Source organism: Pseudomonas sp. IT-P100, assembly GCF_949767185.1.
Lineage (GTDB): Bacteria > Pseudomonadota > Gammaproteobacteria > Pseudomonadales > Pseudomonadaceae > Aquipseudomonas > Aquipseudomonas fluorescens_B.
On the sequence record NZ_CATKQK010000056.1, the window covers coordinates 143,560 to 158,717 of the forward strand.

The 15,158-nt window shown below is 61.4% G+C and carries 10 protein-coding genes; 1 reads left to right on the forward strand and 9 read right to left on the reverse strand.

Going from position 1 to position 15,158, the window contains the following annotated elements; all coding sequences use genetic code 11:
- Positions 1-141 precede the first annotated feature (141 nt).
- Positions 142-879 (forward strand): substrate-binding periplasmic protein, encoded by a 738-nt coding sequence (locus tag ACM6IQ_RS26085; RefSeq protein WP_414880181.1) that lies wholly within the window; start codon positions 142-144, stop codon positions 877-879.
- A gap of 156 nt (positions 880-1,035) precedes the next feature.
- Here the strand turns inward: ACM6IQ_RS26085 and yccS are convergent, their stop codons facing one another.
- The 9 genes from yccS to betI form a co-directional block, all read right to left on the reverse strand.
- Positions 1,036-3,219 (reverse strand): YccS family putative transporter, encoded by a 2,184-nt coding sequence (gene yccS / locus ACM6IQ_RS26090; RefSeq protein ID WP_414880182.1) that lies wholly within the window; start codon positions 3,217-3,219, stop codon positions 1,036-1,038.
- A gap of 269 nt (positions 3,220-3,488) precedes the next feature.
- Complete coding sequence (locus ACM6IQ_RS26095; protein ID WP_414880183.1) at positions 3,489-4,667, reverse strand: NAD(P)/FAD-dependent oxidoreductase; 1,179 nt, start codon at positions 4,665-4,667, stop codon at positions 3,489-3,491.
- Between the two features lie 86 nt (positions 4,668-4,753).
- Positions 4,754-6,091 (reverse strand): ATP-dependent RNA helicase DbpA, encoded by a 1,338-nt coding sequence (dbpA, locus tag ACM6IQ_RS26100; RefSeq protein WP_238588330.1) that lies wholly within the window; start codon positions 6,089-6,091, stop codon positions 4,754-4,756.
- A gap of 105 nt (positions 6,092-6,196) precedes the next feature.
- A complete protein-coding gene (gene mdtD / locus ACM6IQ_RS26105) occupies positions 6,197-7,624 on the reverse strand; it encodes a multidrug transporter subunit MdtD (protein WP_017341215.1) in 1,428 nt (475 codons plus the stop codon).
- 191 nt (positions 7,625-7,815) lie between these two features.
- Complete coding sequence (locus ACM6IQ_RS26110) at positions 7,816-9,153, reverse strand: TldD/PmbA family protein (RefSeq protein ID WP_414880184.1); 1,338 nt, start codon at positions 9,151-9,153, stop codon at positions 7,816-7,818.
- Positions 9,153-10,595 (reverse strand): TldD/PmbA family protein, encoded by a 1,443-nt coding sequence (locus ACM6IQ_RS26115; RefSeq protein WP_017341213.1) that lies wholly within the window; start codon positions 10,593-10,595, stop codon positions 9,153-9,155. Before ACM6IQ_RS26115 ends, ACM6IQ_RS26110 begins: the two co-directional genes overlap by 1 nt.
- 281 nt (positions 10,596-10,876) lie before the next feature.
- A complete protein-coding gene (gene betA, locus ACM6IQ_RS26120) occupies positions 10,877-12,580 on the reverse strand; it encodes a choline dehydrogenase (protein WP_414880185.1) in 1,704 nt (567 codons plus the stop codon).
- 166 nt (positions 12,581-12,746) lie between these two features.
- The gene (gene betB, locus ACM6IQ_RS26125) at positions 12,747-14,219 is read right to left on the reverse strand and encodes a betaine-aldehyde dehydrogenase (RefSeq protein ID WP_414880186.1); all 1,473 of its coding nucleotides are present in this window, start codon (positions 14,217-14,219) and stop codon (positions 12,747-12,749) included.
- Positions 14,220-14,327: 108 nt separating this feature from the next.
- Positions 14,328-14,921 carry a transcriptional regulator BetI gene (gene betI, locus ACM6IQ_RS26130; protein ID WP_017341210.1) on the reverse strand — a complete coding sequence of 198 codons (594 nt, stop codon included), beginning with the start codon at positions 14,919-14,921 and terminating at the stop codon, positions 14,328-14,330.
- Positions 14,922-15,158: the final 237 nt, after the last annotated feature.

Sequence of the window (15,158 nt, forward strand, 5' to 3'; positions counted from 1 at the left end):
GTTGTCTTCTTTGTGTAATCTGGGATGAAGCGCTGTGCAGTGGCTTCGATGAGCTAATGTTAGTACCTGGGTTTTGCCGGTACGGGGCCTTGGAGTTTTGGCTGAAAACGTCGGGCAACCGCCCGCTAAGGATTTTCGAGCATGCCGCGATTGCATCGAGCTTTGGCCTTGATCGGATTGCTGTTGCTGACTCAGAGTGCTGCAGCGGAAAAGCTGCGGTTGGTCGCCGATTCATGGCCGCCCTTTACCGACGCCACGTTGGTCAACGGCGGGTTGGCCACCGACATTGTCAGCACCGCGCTGGCCCGCGCCGGCTATGCCAGCGATTTTGAGCAGGTGCCGTGGGCGCGTGCGTTGCTGGGTATAGGCGAGGGGCGTTACGACGTGCTGGTGAACGCCTGGTACACCGATGAGCGCACCAAACTTGGCCAATTCTCCGGTGAGTACCTGCTCAACCGCGTGCGCTTTCTCAAGCGCAAGGACGCGCCGATCGAATTCAATAATCTGCAGCAATTGCACATGTACCCGATTGCGGTGGTGCGCGGTTATGCCTATTCACCCGCGTTCGATGAAGACGCCTCGCTGCAGAAGATCCCGGTGCACAGCTTCGCCATGGCCGTGCGCATGGTCGCCGCCGACCGGGTCAAGCTGACCCTGGAGGATGAATACGTCGCGCGTTACTACCTGGCACGGGAATCAGCCAAGGTGCGCAATTCCGTGGAATTCCTGCCCAAGCCTTTGAGCGAGAACAGCCTGCATATTCTGGTCAGCCTGAAAAATCCGCAGCATGAACAGATTGTGGCGGGTTTTGATCGGGAGATCGCCGAGATGAAGGCGGATGGGAGTTATGAGCGATTGATGAAGGCGCATGGGATGTGAGTGGGCTGATCCGGATTTTGCGCTGTCGCTGATGGCCTCATCGCGGGCAAGCTCGCTGCCACAATGGATTCATGGCGTGCATGCAATTCCGGACACCGCACATATCCCCCAGTGGTGGGCTTGCCTGCGATGAGGCCCGCCCAGCCACTACAGATTTCAATCCTCGCTGGTGTCCTTGATGAGATGCGCCGCCAACGTCCGCAACGGCCCCAACTGGCGACAGATCAGCGCCAACTGCGTCTGCACCAGCCGCTGGCCTTCATCGATCTCGTCCGGCATCTGTTCCAGCTCATTGGCCAGTGCCTCTTCCTCATCACTTTGAATCGCAATCGGCAGTTTGCTCGCCAGGCCTTGAGCGATCTCGTCAATGCTCGCCGCCAGTTTCACGCCGGCACCTTCGATCAAATGCTCGCGCACGTCCGCCGGCAGCAGGGTTTCACGGTGTGCGCCCAGTCCTGACAAATAACTGAGCAACGTGTGCGACAACACCAGGAAGCGGAACCCGACATCCGCTTCCTTACGGAAATGCCCAGGCTCCATCAGCATGTTGGCCAGCGTCGTCGACAATGCCGCATCGGCGTTGTGCGCGTTGCGCCGGGCCAGGCGATAAGCCAGGTCGTCGCTCTTGCCGGCGGCGTATTGCTGCATGATCTGGCGCAGGTAAATGCTGTTGCAGGTCAGGGTGTTGGCCAGCACCTTGTTCAGGCGTCGACCCTGCCAGTCCGGCAGGAACAGGAACACCGCGAGCCCGGCGATCAGGCTGCCGAGCAGGGTATCGAACAGTCGCGGCAGAAACAGACCATAACCGTCGCCGACCTGGTTGAAGCAGAACAGCACCATCAAGGTGATCGCCGCCGTCGCCAGGGTGTAGCGCGTGGTGCGGTTGGTGAAGAACACCACCCCGGCGGCAATTGCGAAGCACGACTGGATCAGCGGGTTCGGGAACAGATCAAACAGCGCCCAGGCCAGGGTCAGGCCTATGGCGGTGCCGATGATCCGCTGACCCAGCTTGCGGCGTGTGGCGCCGTAGTTCGGTTGGCAGACGAAGAGCGTGGTGAGGATGATCCAGTAACCTTGCGACGGGTGAATCAAATGCACCATGCCGTAGCCGATGCTCAGCGCGAGGGGCAATCGCAGGGCGTGGCGGAACAGCAGCGAGGTCGGTGTCAGCTGCGTGCGCAAGCGCATCCACACATCCTTCAGGCTGCGGGGCGAACGGTCGAGCAGGCTGCTGTCGGTGGCGTCGGCGAGGGCGTCGGGGTTGCTCGCATCGCTGAGCAAACGGTCGAGAGTGCCGAGGTTGGCGGCCAGCGCGCGCAGGGATCGCAGCAGTCCGCGCCAGGCCGGGTTGCTCTGGATGCGCAGGTGTTCGAGGGAAGCGTGCAGGTCGCTCAGGGCTTCGGCGAAGCTGGCGTCATAAATGAAGGGTTGGCGCATCTGGATCGATTCCGCCAGCGCTCGGCACGCCTTGCCCTGCTGGCGCAGCAGGCGCTGACAGCGGAACAGCACGTCACTGTGGAAAAAGGCGTCAGCCAGCGCGTTATACGGATAGTGGGAGGAGCTGGCGCGCTCGTGGATGTCCTGGGCGAGGAAGTAGAGTTTCAGGTAGCGGCTGACTTTCGAGCCCGGTCGACCGTCTCCGACCCGGTGCAGAATGATTTCCTTGGCGGCGTTCAGTGCCGCGACGACCCGGCCGTTCTGCTGGGCCAGTTCCAGTCGACGCGCTTCCACGTCCATCTGCCGGATCGGCTCGAACAGCGACGACTTCAGCTTCAGGTAAAACCCCAGCTCACGGAACAATCGCGCGAGGCTCTGCTGTACCGGCTGGTTGGAAAACATCGCTTGCCACAACACCGAGAGCACGCCGTACCACGCCGCGCCGGCGACCAGCAGCAACGGCTCGTGCCAGAAATCGGTCACCTCGCCGCCGCGCTGGTCCACGCCGATCATGGTGTAGACCGACAGAATCAACGTTGCCGAGGCAATCGCGCCATAGCGTTCGCCCAGCGCACCGAGCATGGTCAGGCCGAAACTGGCCAGCGCGAGGGCGATGACGAAGACGATGGGGTAGGGGAAGAGCAGTTCGACGGAGAGGGCCGCGATGCTGAAGCACACCAGCGTCACGGCCAGAGCGTTGAGGCGGCCCTGCCAACTGTCGTCGGTCTCGGCCAGGGCGCTGGCGATGATCCCCAGGAACAGCGGGATCAGCAGCCCCATTTCATCCTGATACCAACACAGCGCCATGCTGCCCGTCAGGGCGATGAACACCCGCACGCTGTAACTGAATTTATCCAGCGCCCAGAGACGGCGCAGAGACTGACGAAAAGGGGTCGATGGCATGAAGTGCGAGGGCCTTCCGAGGCAATGACGCTAAATTGAGCCAGTAATGACGTCGACGCAATGGCGCCGATCACATCTGACAGCAAAATCTGTTCCTTCCCTGGCGACGATGTCAGGTCAGTATTGAACCTGTGGCGAGGGAGCTTGCTGCCGTTCGGCGGCGCAGCCGTCGTAAATACTGTGGCGTCAGATGTCGGGGCCTGCTGCGCAGGCCAGCGGGAGCAAGCTCCCTCGCCACAAAAGCTCGTACACTTTTTGATTCGTGTGGATCAGACGAATTGCGCAGCCGCGTAACCCGAGGCCCAGGCCCACTGGAAGTTGAAGCCGCCCAGATGCCCGGTTACGTCCAGTACTTCGCCGATGAAATACAAACCAGGGCTTTTCAGCGATTCCATAGTCTTGGACGACACCTCGTTGGTATCGACGCCGCCCAGTGTCACTTCGGCGGTGCGGTAGCCTTCGGTGCCTGCGGGAACGACTTTCCAGCTCGCCAGTTTTTCGGTGATGTCGGCGATTTCCGCGTGGGTGTACTGCTTCATCGGTTTGGAGACGAACCAGTTGTCCGCCAGCAGGTTGGCCATCTTCTTGGTGAAGATCTCGCCCAGCAGGGTTTTCAGTTCGCTGTTCGGGCGTTCGGCTTGCTGCTGTTGCAGCCAGCCCGGTACGTCGTGATCCGGCATCAGGTTGATCTCTACCGTATCGCCGGATTCCCAGAACGAGGAAATCTGCAAAATCGCCGGACCGCTGAGACCGCGGTGGGTGAACAGGATGTTCTCGCGGAAACTCTGGTCGTTGCAGCTCACCAGGCAATCCACCGACGTACCGGACAGCTCGGTGCAAAGCTCCTTGAGCTGATCGGTGATGGTGAACGGCACCAGGCCGGCACGGGTTGGCAACAGTTCGTGGCCAAACTGCTTCGCGACCTGATATCCGAAACCGGTGGCGCCCAGGGTCGGAATCGACAGGCCGCCGGTGGCGATTACCAAGGATTCACAGGTGATCTGCCCCATCGTGGTGTCCAGCAAATAACCGTTTTCCAGCTTCTCGATGGTCTGGATCGAGGTGTCCAGGTGCAGGCTGACGCCGACCTGATCGCACTCGCTGAGGAGCATCTCGAGGATGTCGCTGGATTTGTTATCGCAGAACAACTGGCCGAGTTTTTTCTCGTGGTACGGCACGCCATGTTTGGCGACCATCCCGATGAAATCCCACTGGGTGTAGCGCGCCAGGGCGGATTTGCAGAAGTGTTCGTTATGCGAGAGGAAATTGCCCGGTTCGGTGTACATGTTGGTGAAATTGCAGCGGCCACCGCCCGACATCAGGATTTTCTTGCCGGCCTTGTTCGCATGGTCGAGCAACATCACCTTGCGCCCGCGCCCGGCGGCGGTCAGCGCACACATCAACCCTGCGGCGCCAGCGCCAATGATCACGACTTCGGTAGAGCGCAAAACGGTGTCCTCACACAGGAGCTGATCTGAAATGCAATCAAATGTGGGCGCTGGCAAGCCAGCTCCCACAGGGGTGCGCGGCGTTTTTAGAGGATGCGCACGCGCAGCGAACGGCCTTTGATCTTGCCGTCATTCAGGCGCTGCAAGGCTTGCTTGGCGATCCCGCGTTCCACGGCCACGTAGGCCTGGAAGTCAAAAATCGCAATCTTGCCAACCTGCGCACCCGGAATCCCGGCATCGCCGGTCAGTGCGCCGAGGATGTCACCCGGACGCACCTTGTCTTTACGGCCGGCGCCGATGACCAGCGTGCTCATTTGCGGCAGCAACGGACCGCCGCCCTGGGATTTGAGGTTGTCGAGCTGATCCCAGCTCAATGGCGACTTCTGCAGCTGCTCGATGGCCTGGGCGCGATGCGCTTCGGACGGGGCGACCAGGCTGATTGCGATGCCTTTCTCGCCTGCACGACCGGTACGGCCGACACGGTGAATGTGGATTTCCGAGTCACGGGCCAGTTCGACGTTGATCACCATGTCCAGCGCATCGATGTCCAGACCGCGCGCGGCGACGTCAGTGGCAACCAGCACCGAAGTGCTGCGGTTGGCGAACATCGCCAACACCTGGTCACGGTCACGCTGTTCCAGATCGCCATGCAAACCGACGGCGGAGATGCCTTTGGCCGTCAGGTGGTCAACGGTTTCCTGAACCTGCTGCTTGGTGAAGCAGAAGGCCACGCAGGACGCCGGACGATGATGCGCGAGGATTTTGACCACGGCGTCCATGCGCTCTTCCGGGGAAATCTCGTAGAAGCGCTGCTCGATCTGCGTGTCGTCGTGGAACGCCTCGGCCTTCACTTGTTGCGGATTGCGCATGAACTTGGACGCCAGCTGCTTGATGCCCACCGGATACGTGGCGGAGAACAGCAGGGTCTGGCGACGCTCGGGGCACTGGGCAATGATTTCTTCGATGGAGTCGTAGAAACCCATGTCGAGCATGCGATCGGCTTCGTCCAGGATCAGCGTGTTCAGGCCATGAAGGATCAGCGAGCCCTTGCGCAGGTGCTGCTGGATGCGACCCGGCGTGCCGACGATGATATGCGCGCCGTGCTCCAGCGAACCGATCTGCGGGCCGAACGATACGCCGCCGCACAGGGTCAGGACCTTGATGTTGTCTTCGGAACGGGCCAGACGACGGATTTCCTTGGCGACCTGGTCGGCCAGCTCGCGTGTCGGGCAAATGACCAGCGCCTGGCAGCCGAAGAAGCGCGGATTGATCGGGTTGAGCAGGCCGATACCGAAGGCCGCGGTCTTGCCGCTGCCGGTCTTGGCCTGGGCGATCAGGTCCATCCCTTTCAGGATCACCGGCAAGCTTTGCGCCTGGATCGGCGTCATCTCGGCATAACCCAAAGAGTCGAGGTTAGCCAGCATGGCAGCGGACAGCGGCAAAGTATTAAAAGCGGTGGCGATGGTGGTCACGGGACTGGCCTGCAAAACAAAATGTCGCGCAGTGTATCAGTCCCGTGGCCATTGGCCCTAAGGTTCGATGTGTTCTTCCGGACGTTTGACACGCCGTCCGTCTTCCTTTGACAGCTGCGAGAAGATCGTCGCGGCCAGCATGGCCATGACGCCGACGGTCACGAAGGTCAGTTGGAAGGCGCCCAATACCGTGTCCACGCCATCGTTTCCGACCTCGGCCGTGAACCCGCCAAGCAGCGCACCGGCGCACGCAACGCCCAGGCTCAAGGACAATTGCGCGACCACCGACAGCAGGCTGTTGCCGCTGCTGGCGCTGGCGTCGTCGAGGTCGATCAGGGTCACGGTGTTCATCGCGGTGAACTGCAAGGAGTTGATTGCGCCGAGAACCGCCAGCATGCCCAGCAGCAGCCAGTACGGCGTCTGCTCGCTGACCAGGCCCATGCTCGCCAGCATCAGACCCAGCGCCAACGTGTTGCCGGTCAGCACGATGCGATAGCCCAGGCGTTCGATCAGTGGCCGTGCCACCGACTTGGCAACCATCGCCGCAGCGGCCAGCGGCAACATGCTCATCCCGGCCTGGGACGGCGAGTAACCCAGCGCCACTTGCAGCAGCAACGGCACGAGGAATGGCAGCGCGCCGCTGCCCAGGCGGGCGAACAGGTTGCCGAGGATGCCCACGGCAAAGGTCCGGGTCTTGAACAGCGACGGCGCGAACAGCGGATTATCGATGTGCCCGGCCCGCAGCCAGTACGCCGCCAGACAGGCCATGCCGCCGAACAGCAGCAACATCACGCGCAAATGCGGCAAGTGCAGTTCGCCGAGACCCTCCATGGCGACGGTGATCAGCACCATCGCCGCGCCAAACAGCAGGAAACCGAGGCTGTCGAAACGCGTGCGCTCAGTGCCGCGCAGGTCGGGGATGAATCTCCACACGGCGTAGCAACCGACGGCGCCGACCGGCAGGTTGATCAGGAAGATCCAGTGCCAGGTCAGGTATTCCACCATCCAGCCGCCCATGGTTGGGCCGATCAGCGGCCCGAGCAGGCCGGGAATGGTGATGAACCCCATGATCCGCACCAGCTCCGAGCGCGGGTAGGCGCGCAGCACCACGAGCCGCCCGACCGGGAGCATCAGCGCACCGCCCAGGCCCTGAATCACCCGGGCGCCGATCAGCATGCTCAAGGTGCTCGACAGGGCGCAGAGCAGTGAGCCGAGGCTGAACAGCAGGATCGCGCCGAAGAAGATTTTCTTGGTGCCGAAGCGATCGGCGATCCAGCCCGAGGCGGGGATGAGCAAGGCGACGGTGAGCATGTAGGCAATGATCACACCCTGCATGCGCAGCGGATCTTCCGCCAGGTCGCGGGCCATGGCCGGCAGGGCGGTGTTGAGGATGGTCCCGTCGAGGGACTGCATGAAGAAGGCAATGGCGACGACCCACGGCACCCAGCGGGCGGTGACAGCGTCGAGAGGCGGGCGGTTGGGCATGGGACCTCTTGGGGGTTTTTAATGCAGATTTGTGGCTGTCGTTGACCTGTGGCGAGGGAGCTTGCTCCCGCTCGGCTGCGAAGCAGTCGTAAACCCGGTAAATGCGGTTTGTCTGATGAACCGTGTTTACTGATTTTTGGGCCGCTTCGCAGCCCAGCGGGAGCAAGCTCCCTCGCCACAGGGTTTTGTGTTTACAGCGTCAACGTCAGTTTGCTGATCAGTGCACCCGGCAACAGCGCCGAAGCCGTTGCTCGCTGACTGTACGTGCTCGCCGACAGCAACAACTCGCGCTCTTCGGTCAACGCCTCCAGCTGTGAACCCAGCAAGCTGTAAGCACTGTCATCAAAACGCATGGTGCTCACCGGCGCCTGTATCTCGCCATTCTCGACCCAGAACGTCGCGAACCTTGTCATGCCGGTCATGCGCGCCCCCGGCTGGTCCGAGTAGTTCAAGTACCACAGATTGCTGATGTACAGCCCCGTGCCCAGTTGCTTGAGAATCTCTGCATCAGGCAACGTCCCGGCCGCCATGTTCAAGGCGCTCGGCATTTCACCGCCACTGGCACCGTTGGCGGTCAGGCCGTACTCGGCTGCACTGCGCGAGCTGACCATTTGCGCGCCGGCCTTGCCGTCGACAATCAACTTGAGATCGCTGCGCGGATACCCCTCGCCGGAGAACGCCGGGCTCAACGAACCGCTGACTTTTTCATCGACGGACACGAGCGGGCTGAACGAGTTGTTGCCTGCGAAAAGCTTCTGCAGCGGACTGTTTTTGCTGGCAATCGACTGCGCCGAAAAACCGCCCCAGCCGAGCATATCCATGATTTCGCCCATGGCTGCCGGTGCCAGAAAGGCGCGGTACTGACCTGGCGGCAGAGTGCGCTGCGGCCTGCCGAGAAACGCCAACTGCTCCCGTGCCTGGGCAAAGCGTTTGGCAAACCCTTCGCTGTTCCAGTCGTGCCCGGCGTAGCTGGCTTTCACTGCCTGCCCGTTGTCATGAAACAGGCTGAAGTCAAAGTTGAAGCTGTTGGCCTGGTGCCAGCCGAACGCGCCTGAAGAGCTGGCGAATCCGCGACTGATCGGACCGGCTGCATAGAAGCCCACCAGGTCCAGGCCTTCGGCAGCCTGGGCGATTTCGCCGACCACTTGCTCGGTGTCCGGCAGCGGATGCGCCTGCACGTTCTTGCTTTGCCAGCCGTTGTGGTTGAGCAGCAGATATGGATCTTTCGGCAGCAACGGCAAGGTCTCGCGCAACTGTTGCAGCCCTTCGGCCAAACGCTGGAGGTCGACTTCGGCATTGCCCGACAGCGTGATATCGAGGTCGGCATGCCGACCCTCGTTGATCAGTTTGAAGCCGACACTCGCTTGCTGAACCTGACCGGCCTGACGCACCCTGGCGTGGTTGAAACGAACAAAGGCCGATGACTCGGCGGCGTAGCTGAGGGTAAATTGCTCCGGTTCGCGAATGGCGTCGCGCAGCCAGTTGACCAAGGCCTTGAACCCGTCGGCCTGATTGTTTGACGTAGTCATCAGGCGTCTCCCCCAAACACATCCACATTGCTGAACACACAGGCCGGCGACGCATGGCCGACACGGATCACCTGGTTCGGCTCACCCTTGCCGCAGTTCGGGGTGCCAAGAACCTTGAAGGTGCTGGCATCGCCGACGGCGCTGAGGCTTTTCCAGAACTGCGCGGAAATCGCCCGGTAGTTCGGGTTTTTCACCACGCCTTTGAGCTCGCCGTTTTCAATCAACTGTGCCCATTCGCAACCGAACTGGAATTTGTTGCGCGCATCGTCGATCGACCAGGAGCGGTTGGTGCTCATCAAAATGCCGTGTTCGATGTTGCCGATCAGTTGCTCAAGCGGTTGGTCGCCAGGCTCGATGTTCAGGTTGGCCATGCGGTCGATCGGCGGGCGATTCCAGCCGCAGGCGCGGCTGTTGGCGACGCCGTCCATGCCGGCACGGAATTGCGACAGCGCACCGCCCAATGGACGCAGGAGCAAGCCTTCTTTGATCAGAAATTGCTTGCTGGCGGCGGTGCCGTCGTCGTCATGGCCGTAGCTGGCGAGCTGCTCGGGGATGTCCGGGTCGAAGGTCACGTTGAGCAGTGTCGAACCGTATTGCAGATGGCCGAAGTCTTCTGCCTTGACGAAACTGGTGCCGGCGTAATTGCGCTCGTCACCGAGGATGCGGTCCAGTTCCAGCGGATGACCGATGGATTCGTGGATCTGCAGCATCATCTGGTCGGGCATCAACAGCAGGTCGCGCGGGCCTTGCGGGGCGTTCGGTGCCAGCAACAATTGCAGCGCCTGATCGGCGATTTTCGGGCCTGCACCCACCAGGCCGCAGCGACTGATCACATCAAAGCCGCCCTGTTGGCCGAAGTTTTCGCGGCCGAGGGTACGGGTCTGGCTGTCGCTGCCGTCGTAGGCGGTGACTTCCAGGCTCGGGTAGATGAAACGCTGGGCCTGGCGCAGTTCAGCGCCGGCGCTGCTGAGGTAGATCTGTTCGACGTTGGTGATGCCGATGCTCACCTGCCAGTTCACCAGTCGCTCGTCCTTGGGCACGGACGCTGATTCGGCGCCGAGCAGTTGATAGCAATCGCTCAGGGACGGGAAGGGCAGGTCGAAGTTCGGCGAGAAGTAATCGGCGCGGTCGCTGGAGACGGCTTGATCACGCAAGTCGAGCAGGGCGTGGGGCTTGAGCCGGCGGGCGTGTTGCTCGGCTTTTTCCAGCGCGGCCTGCAGGCCGGATTGCGACAGGTCGTTGGTCGCGGCGTAGGCTTCGACGCCGTTGACGCGCACGGTCAACATCGCGCCTTCGTCACGACTCAGGCTCGGAGGTTCGGCGACGTTCTTGCGCACCGACAGGTACTGGCCGGACTCGCGCACATAACGCAGCGAAAAGAATTCAGCGCCCGTGCGCAAGGCAGCGAAGCGCTGCTTGAGCTGGGGGTGGAAATCGAACATTCGGGAACCTCCTTGGTATGGGGTTGCGATGTATCGGTGTTGCGAGGGGGGGTGAAACGTTTGCGTGGCGCTAGATTAGGCCTGGGCGGGGATCGATATCAAGGGCGGGGCGGTGCAGGAAGTGCCGGGGTGTGTCAGGCAGGGAGGCGTTGTCTGGTCGGACCCCATCGCGGGCAAGCCCGCTCCCACAGGGGGCCTGGGTGAATCACAAATGTGTAATCCAACCCTGAACCTGGGGGAGCGGGCTTGCCCGCGATGAGCCACGCCGAGGCGTAACGGTCTTACTGAGCAGTCAGGCTCACATCCCGCAGCGGCTTGCCACGCACCGGTGCATCACCGGCCACGTAGTAGTCGGCCGTGCTGCGCGGCAACGGCTTGCGGCCACGGATCTTGTCGGCGATTTTCTCGGCGATCATGATCGTTGGCGCATTCAGGTTGCCGGTGGTGATGATCGGCATGATCGAGGCATCGACCACACGCAGGGCTTGCATGCCATGCACGCGACCTTCGGCATCGACCACGGCCATTTCGTCGGTGCCCATCTTGCACGAGCAGGACGGGTGGAACGCCGTTTCGGCGTGCTCGCGGATGAACTTGTCGAGCTGCTCATCGGTTTGCACGTCAATGCCCGGGCTGATTTCGCGGCCACGGAAGGCGTCCAGTGCCGGCTGTTGCATGATTTCGCGGGTCAGGCGGATGCCGTCGCGGAATTCCTGCCAGTCCTGCTCGGTGGCCATGTAGTTGAACAGGATGCTCGGGTACTCGCGCGGGTCCTTCGACTTGGCCTGGATGCGACCGCGGCTCGGCGAACGCATGGAACCCATGTGCGCCTGGAAGCCGTGCTCTTTCACCCCGTTGCTGCCGTTGTAGTTAATGGCAACTGGCAGGAAGTGGTACTGGATGTTCGGCCAATCGAATTCCTCGCGGGTGCGGATGAATCCGCCGGCTTCGAACTGGTTGCTGGCGCCGATACCGGTGCCGTTGAACAGCCACTCGGCACCGATGGCCGGCTGGTTGTACCAGAGCAGCGACGGGTACAACGAGACCGGCTGGGTGCAGGCGTATTGCAGGTACAACTCGAGGTGATCCTGCAGGTTTTCGCCGACGCCTGGCAGGTCGTGAACCACCGGGATATCGAGCTTGTTCAGCAGTTCGGCCGGGCCGACGCCAGAGCGTTGCAGGATCTGCGGCGAAGCGATGGCGCCGGAGCACAACAGCACTTCTTTGCGGGCGCGGGCTTCAACGCGCTCTTCAGCGGCGCCGATCAGGTAACGCACGCCGACCGCACGCTTGCCTTCGAACAGGATCTTGTCGGTCAGGGCGTGGGTGACGATGGTCAGGGTCGAGCGCTTCTTGGCGATGTCCAGGTAGCCGCGTGCGGTGCTGGCGCGACGGCCGTTCGGCGTCACGGTGCGGTCCATCGGGCCGAAGCCTTCTTGCTGGTAACCGTTCAAGTCTTCGGTGCGCGGGTAACCGGCTTGTACGCCGGCTTCAACCATGGCGTGGAACAGCGGGTTGTTGCCGGCTTTCGGCGTGGTCACGCTGACCGGACCGTCGCCACCGTGGTAGTCGTTCGGGCCGATGTCACGGGTTTCAGCCTTGCGGAAGTACGGGAGGCAGTTCAGGTAGTCCCAGTCTTCAAGACCTGGAAGCTTGGCCCAGTTGTCGTAGTCCATCGCGTTGCCGCGGATGTAGCACATGCCGTTGATCAGCGAAGAACCACCGAGGCCCTTGCCGCGGCCGCATTCCATCCGGCGACCGTCCATGTGTGGCTCCGGATCGGTTTCGTAGGCCCAGTTGTAGCGACGACCTTGCAGCGGGAACGCCAGGGCGGCCGGCATTTGCGTGCGGAAGTCCAGGCGGTAGTCCGGACCGCCGGCTTCGAGCAGCAGGACGGTGACGCCTTCGTCTTCAGTCAGACGGGTCGCCAGGGTGTTACCGGCCGAGCCGGCACCGATGATGATGTAATCGAATTCTTGGGACATTGAAATGCACCCTCTTTGAAAGTGGTCAGGTCAGACCGTTGGGAGTGCTGCGCACTCGATCGCCACGGTGCGGCGATCCGACAGGCTGGCTCCCACATTGGAATACGTACTCTGTGGGAGCCAGCCTGCTGGCGATGACGGCCTCGCAGGCGAAGCTGATGCCGCCTTAGAACACCGAGGCGTAATCGCCCAGCTCAACCTGTACCGATTTGATGCGTGTGAAGTTGTTCAGCGAGCTGATGCCGTTCTCACGGCCAACACCCGACTGCTTGTAGCCGCCGACCGGCATCTTCGCGTCGGACTCGCCCCAGGCGTTGATCCAGCAGATACCGGCTTCCAGTTGATGAATCACGCGGTGAGCGCGGTTCAGGTCCTTGGTGACGATGCCAGCGGCCAGGCCGAAGTCGGTGTCGTTGGCACGACGGATCACTTCTTCTTCGGTTTCGTAGGTCAGGATCGCCATGACCGGGCCGAAGATTTCTTCGCGCACAATGGTCATCTCGTCGGTGCAGTCGGTGAACACGGTCGGTGCCACGAAGGCGCCTTTGGCGAAGTCGCCTTCGGTCAGACGGCTACCGCCGCACAGCACGCGAGCGCCTTCTTCCTTACCTTTGGCGATGTAACCCAGCACGCTTTCCATGTGGGCAAAGCTGACCAGCGGGCCGAAGTTGGTGTTTTCGTCTTCCGGGTTGCCGATACGGATACGGGCAACGCGCTCAGCGATCTTGGCTTCGAACGCCGCTTTCAGATGGCTCGGTACGAACACTCGGGTACCGTTTGTGCAGACCTGACCGGAGCTGTAGAAGTTGGCCATCATCGCGGTGTCGGCGGCGCGATCGAGGTCGGCGTCATCGAAAATGATCAGCGGGGACTTGCCGCCCAGTTCCATGGTCACGTCTTTCAGCGAGGAACTGGAAGCACTGGCCATCACCTTCTTGCCGGTGTCGGTGCCGCCGGTGAAGGAGACTTTCTCGATGCGTGGGTGCTCGGTCAGCCAGGTGCCGACTTCACGGCCGCTGCCGGTCAGGACGTTGAACACACCCGCTGGAACGCCCGCTTCGGTGTAGATCTCGGCCAGTTTCAGCGTGGTCAGGGACGTGACTTCGCTTGGCTTGAAGATCATCGCGTTACCCGCCGCCAGGGCTGGTGCGGATTTCCACAGGGCGATCTGGATCGGGTAGTTCCACGCACCGATACCGGCGACAACGCCCAGCGGCTCGCGACGGGTGTAGACGAACGAGGTGGTACGCAGCGGAATCTGCTCGCCTTCGATGGCCGGAACCAGGCCAGCGTAGTACTCCAGCACGTCAGCACCGGTGACGATGTCGACATACTTGGTTTCGGAGAACGACTTGCCGGTGTCCAGGGTTTCCAGGGCGGCCAGTTCATCGTTGCGCTCGCGCAGGATGTCCACGGCACGGCGCAGGATGCGCGAACGCTCCATGGCGGTCATCGCGGCCCAGATTTTCTGGCCCTTTTCGGCGCTGACGACAGCGCGCTCGACGTCTTCCTTGGTCGCACGCTGTACGTTTGCGAGGACTTCACCGTTAGCCGGGTTGATGGCTTCGAAAGTGGCGTCGCTGCTGGCGTCGGAGTAACCGCCATCGATGTAGAGTTTTTGCAGTTCGAAACGGGCCATAGTGTCCTCGCAAGTGCATAAGTGGTTGGCGTAGGCCACCGCGGTGAAGCCATACAAGTGTGGCAACACCGATCGGCAGCAGTTCAGGGGCTGAGCGTTATGTGTGCTCTAACTCACCTGCTTGGCCAATTGGAAATCCATGTATTCGTAAGCGATCCGGTGCGCCTGCTCCGTGTCGAAAGCATCTCCCGACAGCGCCCCCCGCAACCACAAACCGTCAATCAACGCCGCCAGGCCCCGGGCTGCACTGCGCGCATCATCGAGCGGCAATACGCGACGGAACTGGCAGCACAGGTTGGAATACAGACGGTGATCGTTGATCCGCTGCAACCTGTGCAAAGACGGGTGGTGCATGCTGGTAGCCCAGAAGGCCAGCCAGGTTTTCATTGCCGGGCCATTGACCTGGCTGGCGTCGAAGTTGCCTTCGATGATCACCTGCAGATGCGCCCGCGGGCTGTCATCTTCCAGCGCCTGACGGCGCGCGGTGACGTTCTCGCTGAGGACACTCATCAGGTACTGCGCCGTGGCAGCTATCAGGCCGTTCTTGTCCTGAAAGTAATGACTGATGATGCCATTCGAGACACCGGCCAAACGGGCGATCAGCGCAATGCTGGCGTCCCCCATCCCGACCTGATCGACGGCCTGCAATGTGGCTTCGATCAATTGCTGGCGGCGGATGGGTTGCATACCGACCTTGGGCATCTTGCACATCTCCTTAGGCCTTCCGGCAGACGCAAAACGTCTATCGGGTTGAGGGCCAGTCTATTTTGTTTTGATTGAACGTTCAATCAACAAAGAATAAGATCTGCGACAAATCGTCGCTGCTTACAGATTTTTCCTACGTGTAAATGGCGATAAACCGACATCCAAAACGGCTCGAAACCTATACGCAACGGCGTCCACAGGCTTCGGGCTTTTTTCGGGGTGTCTTTATATCAC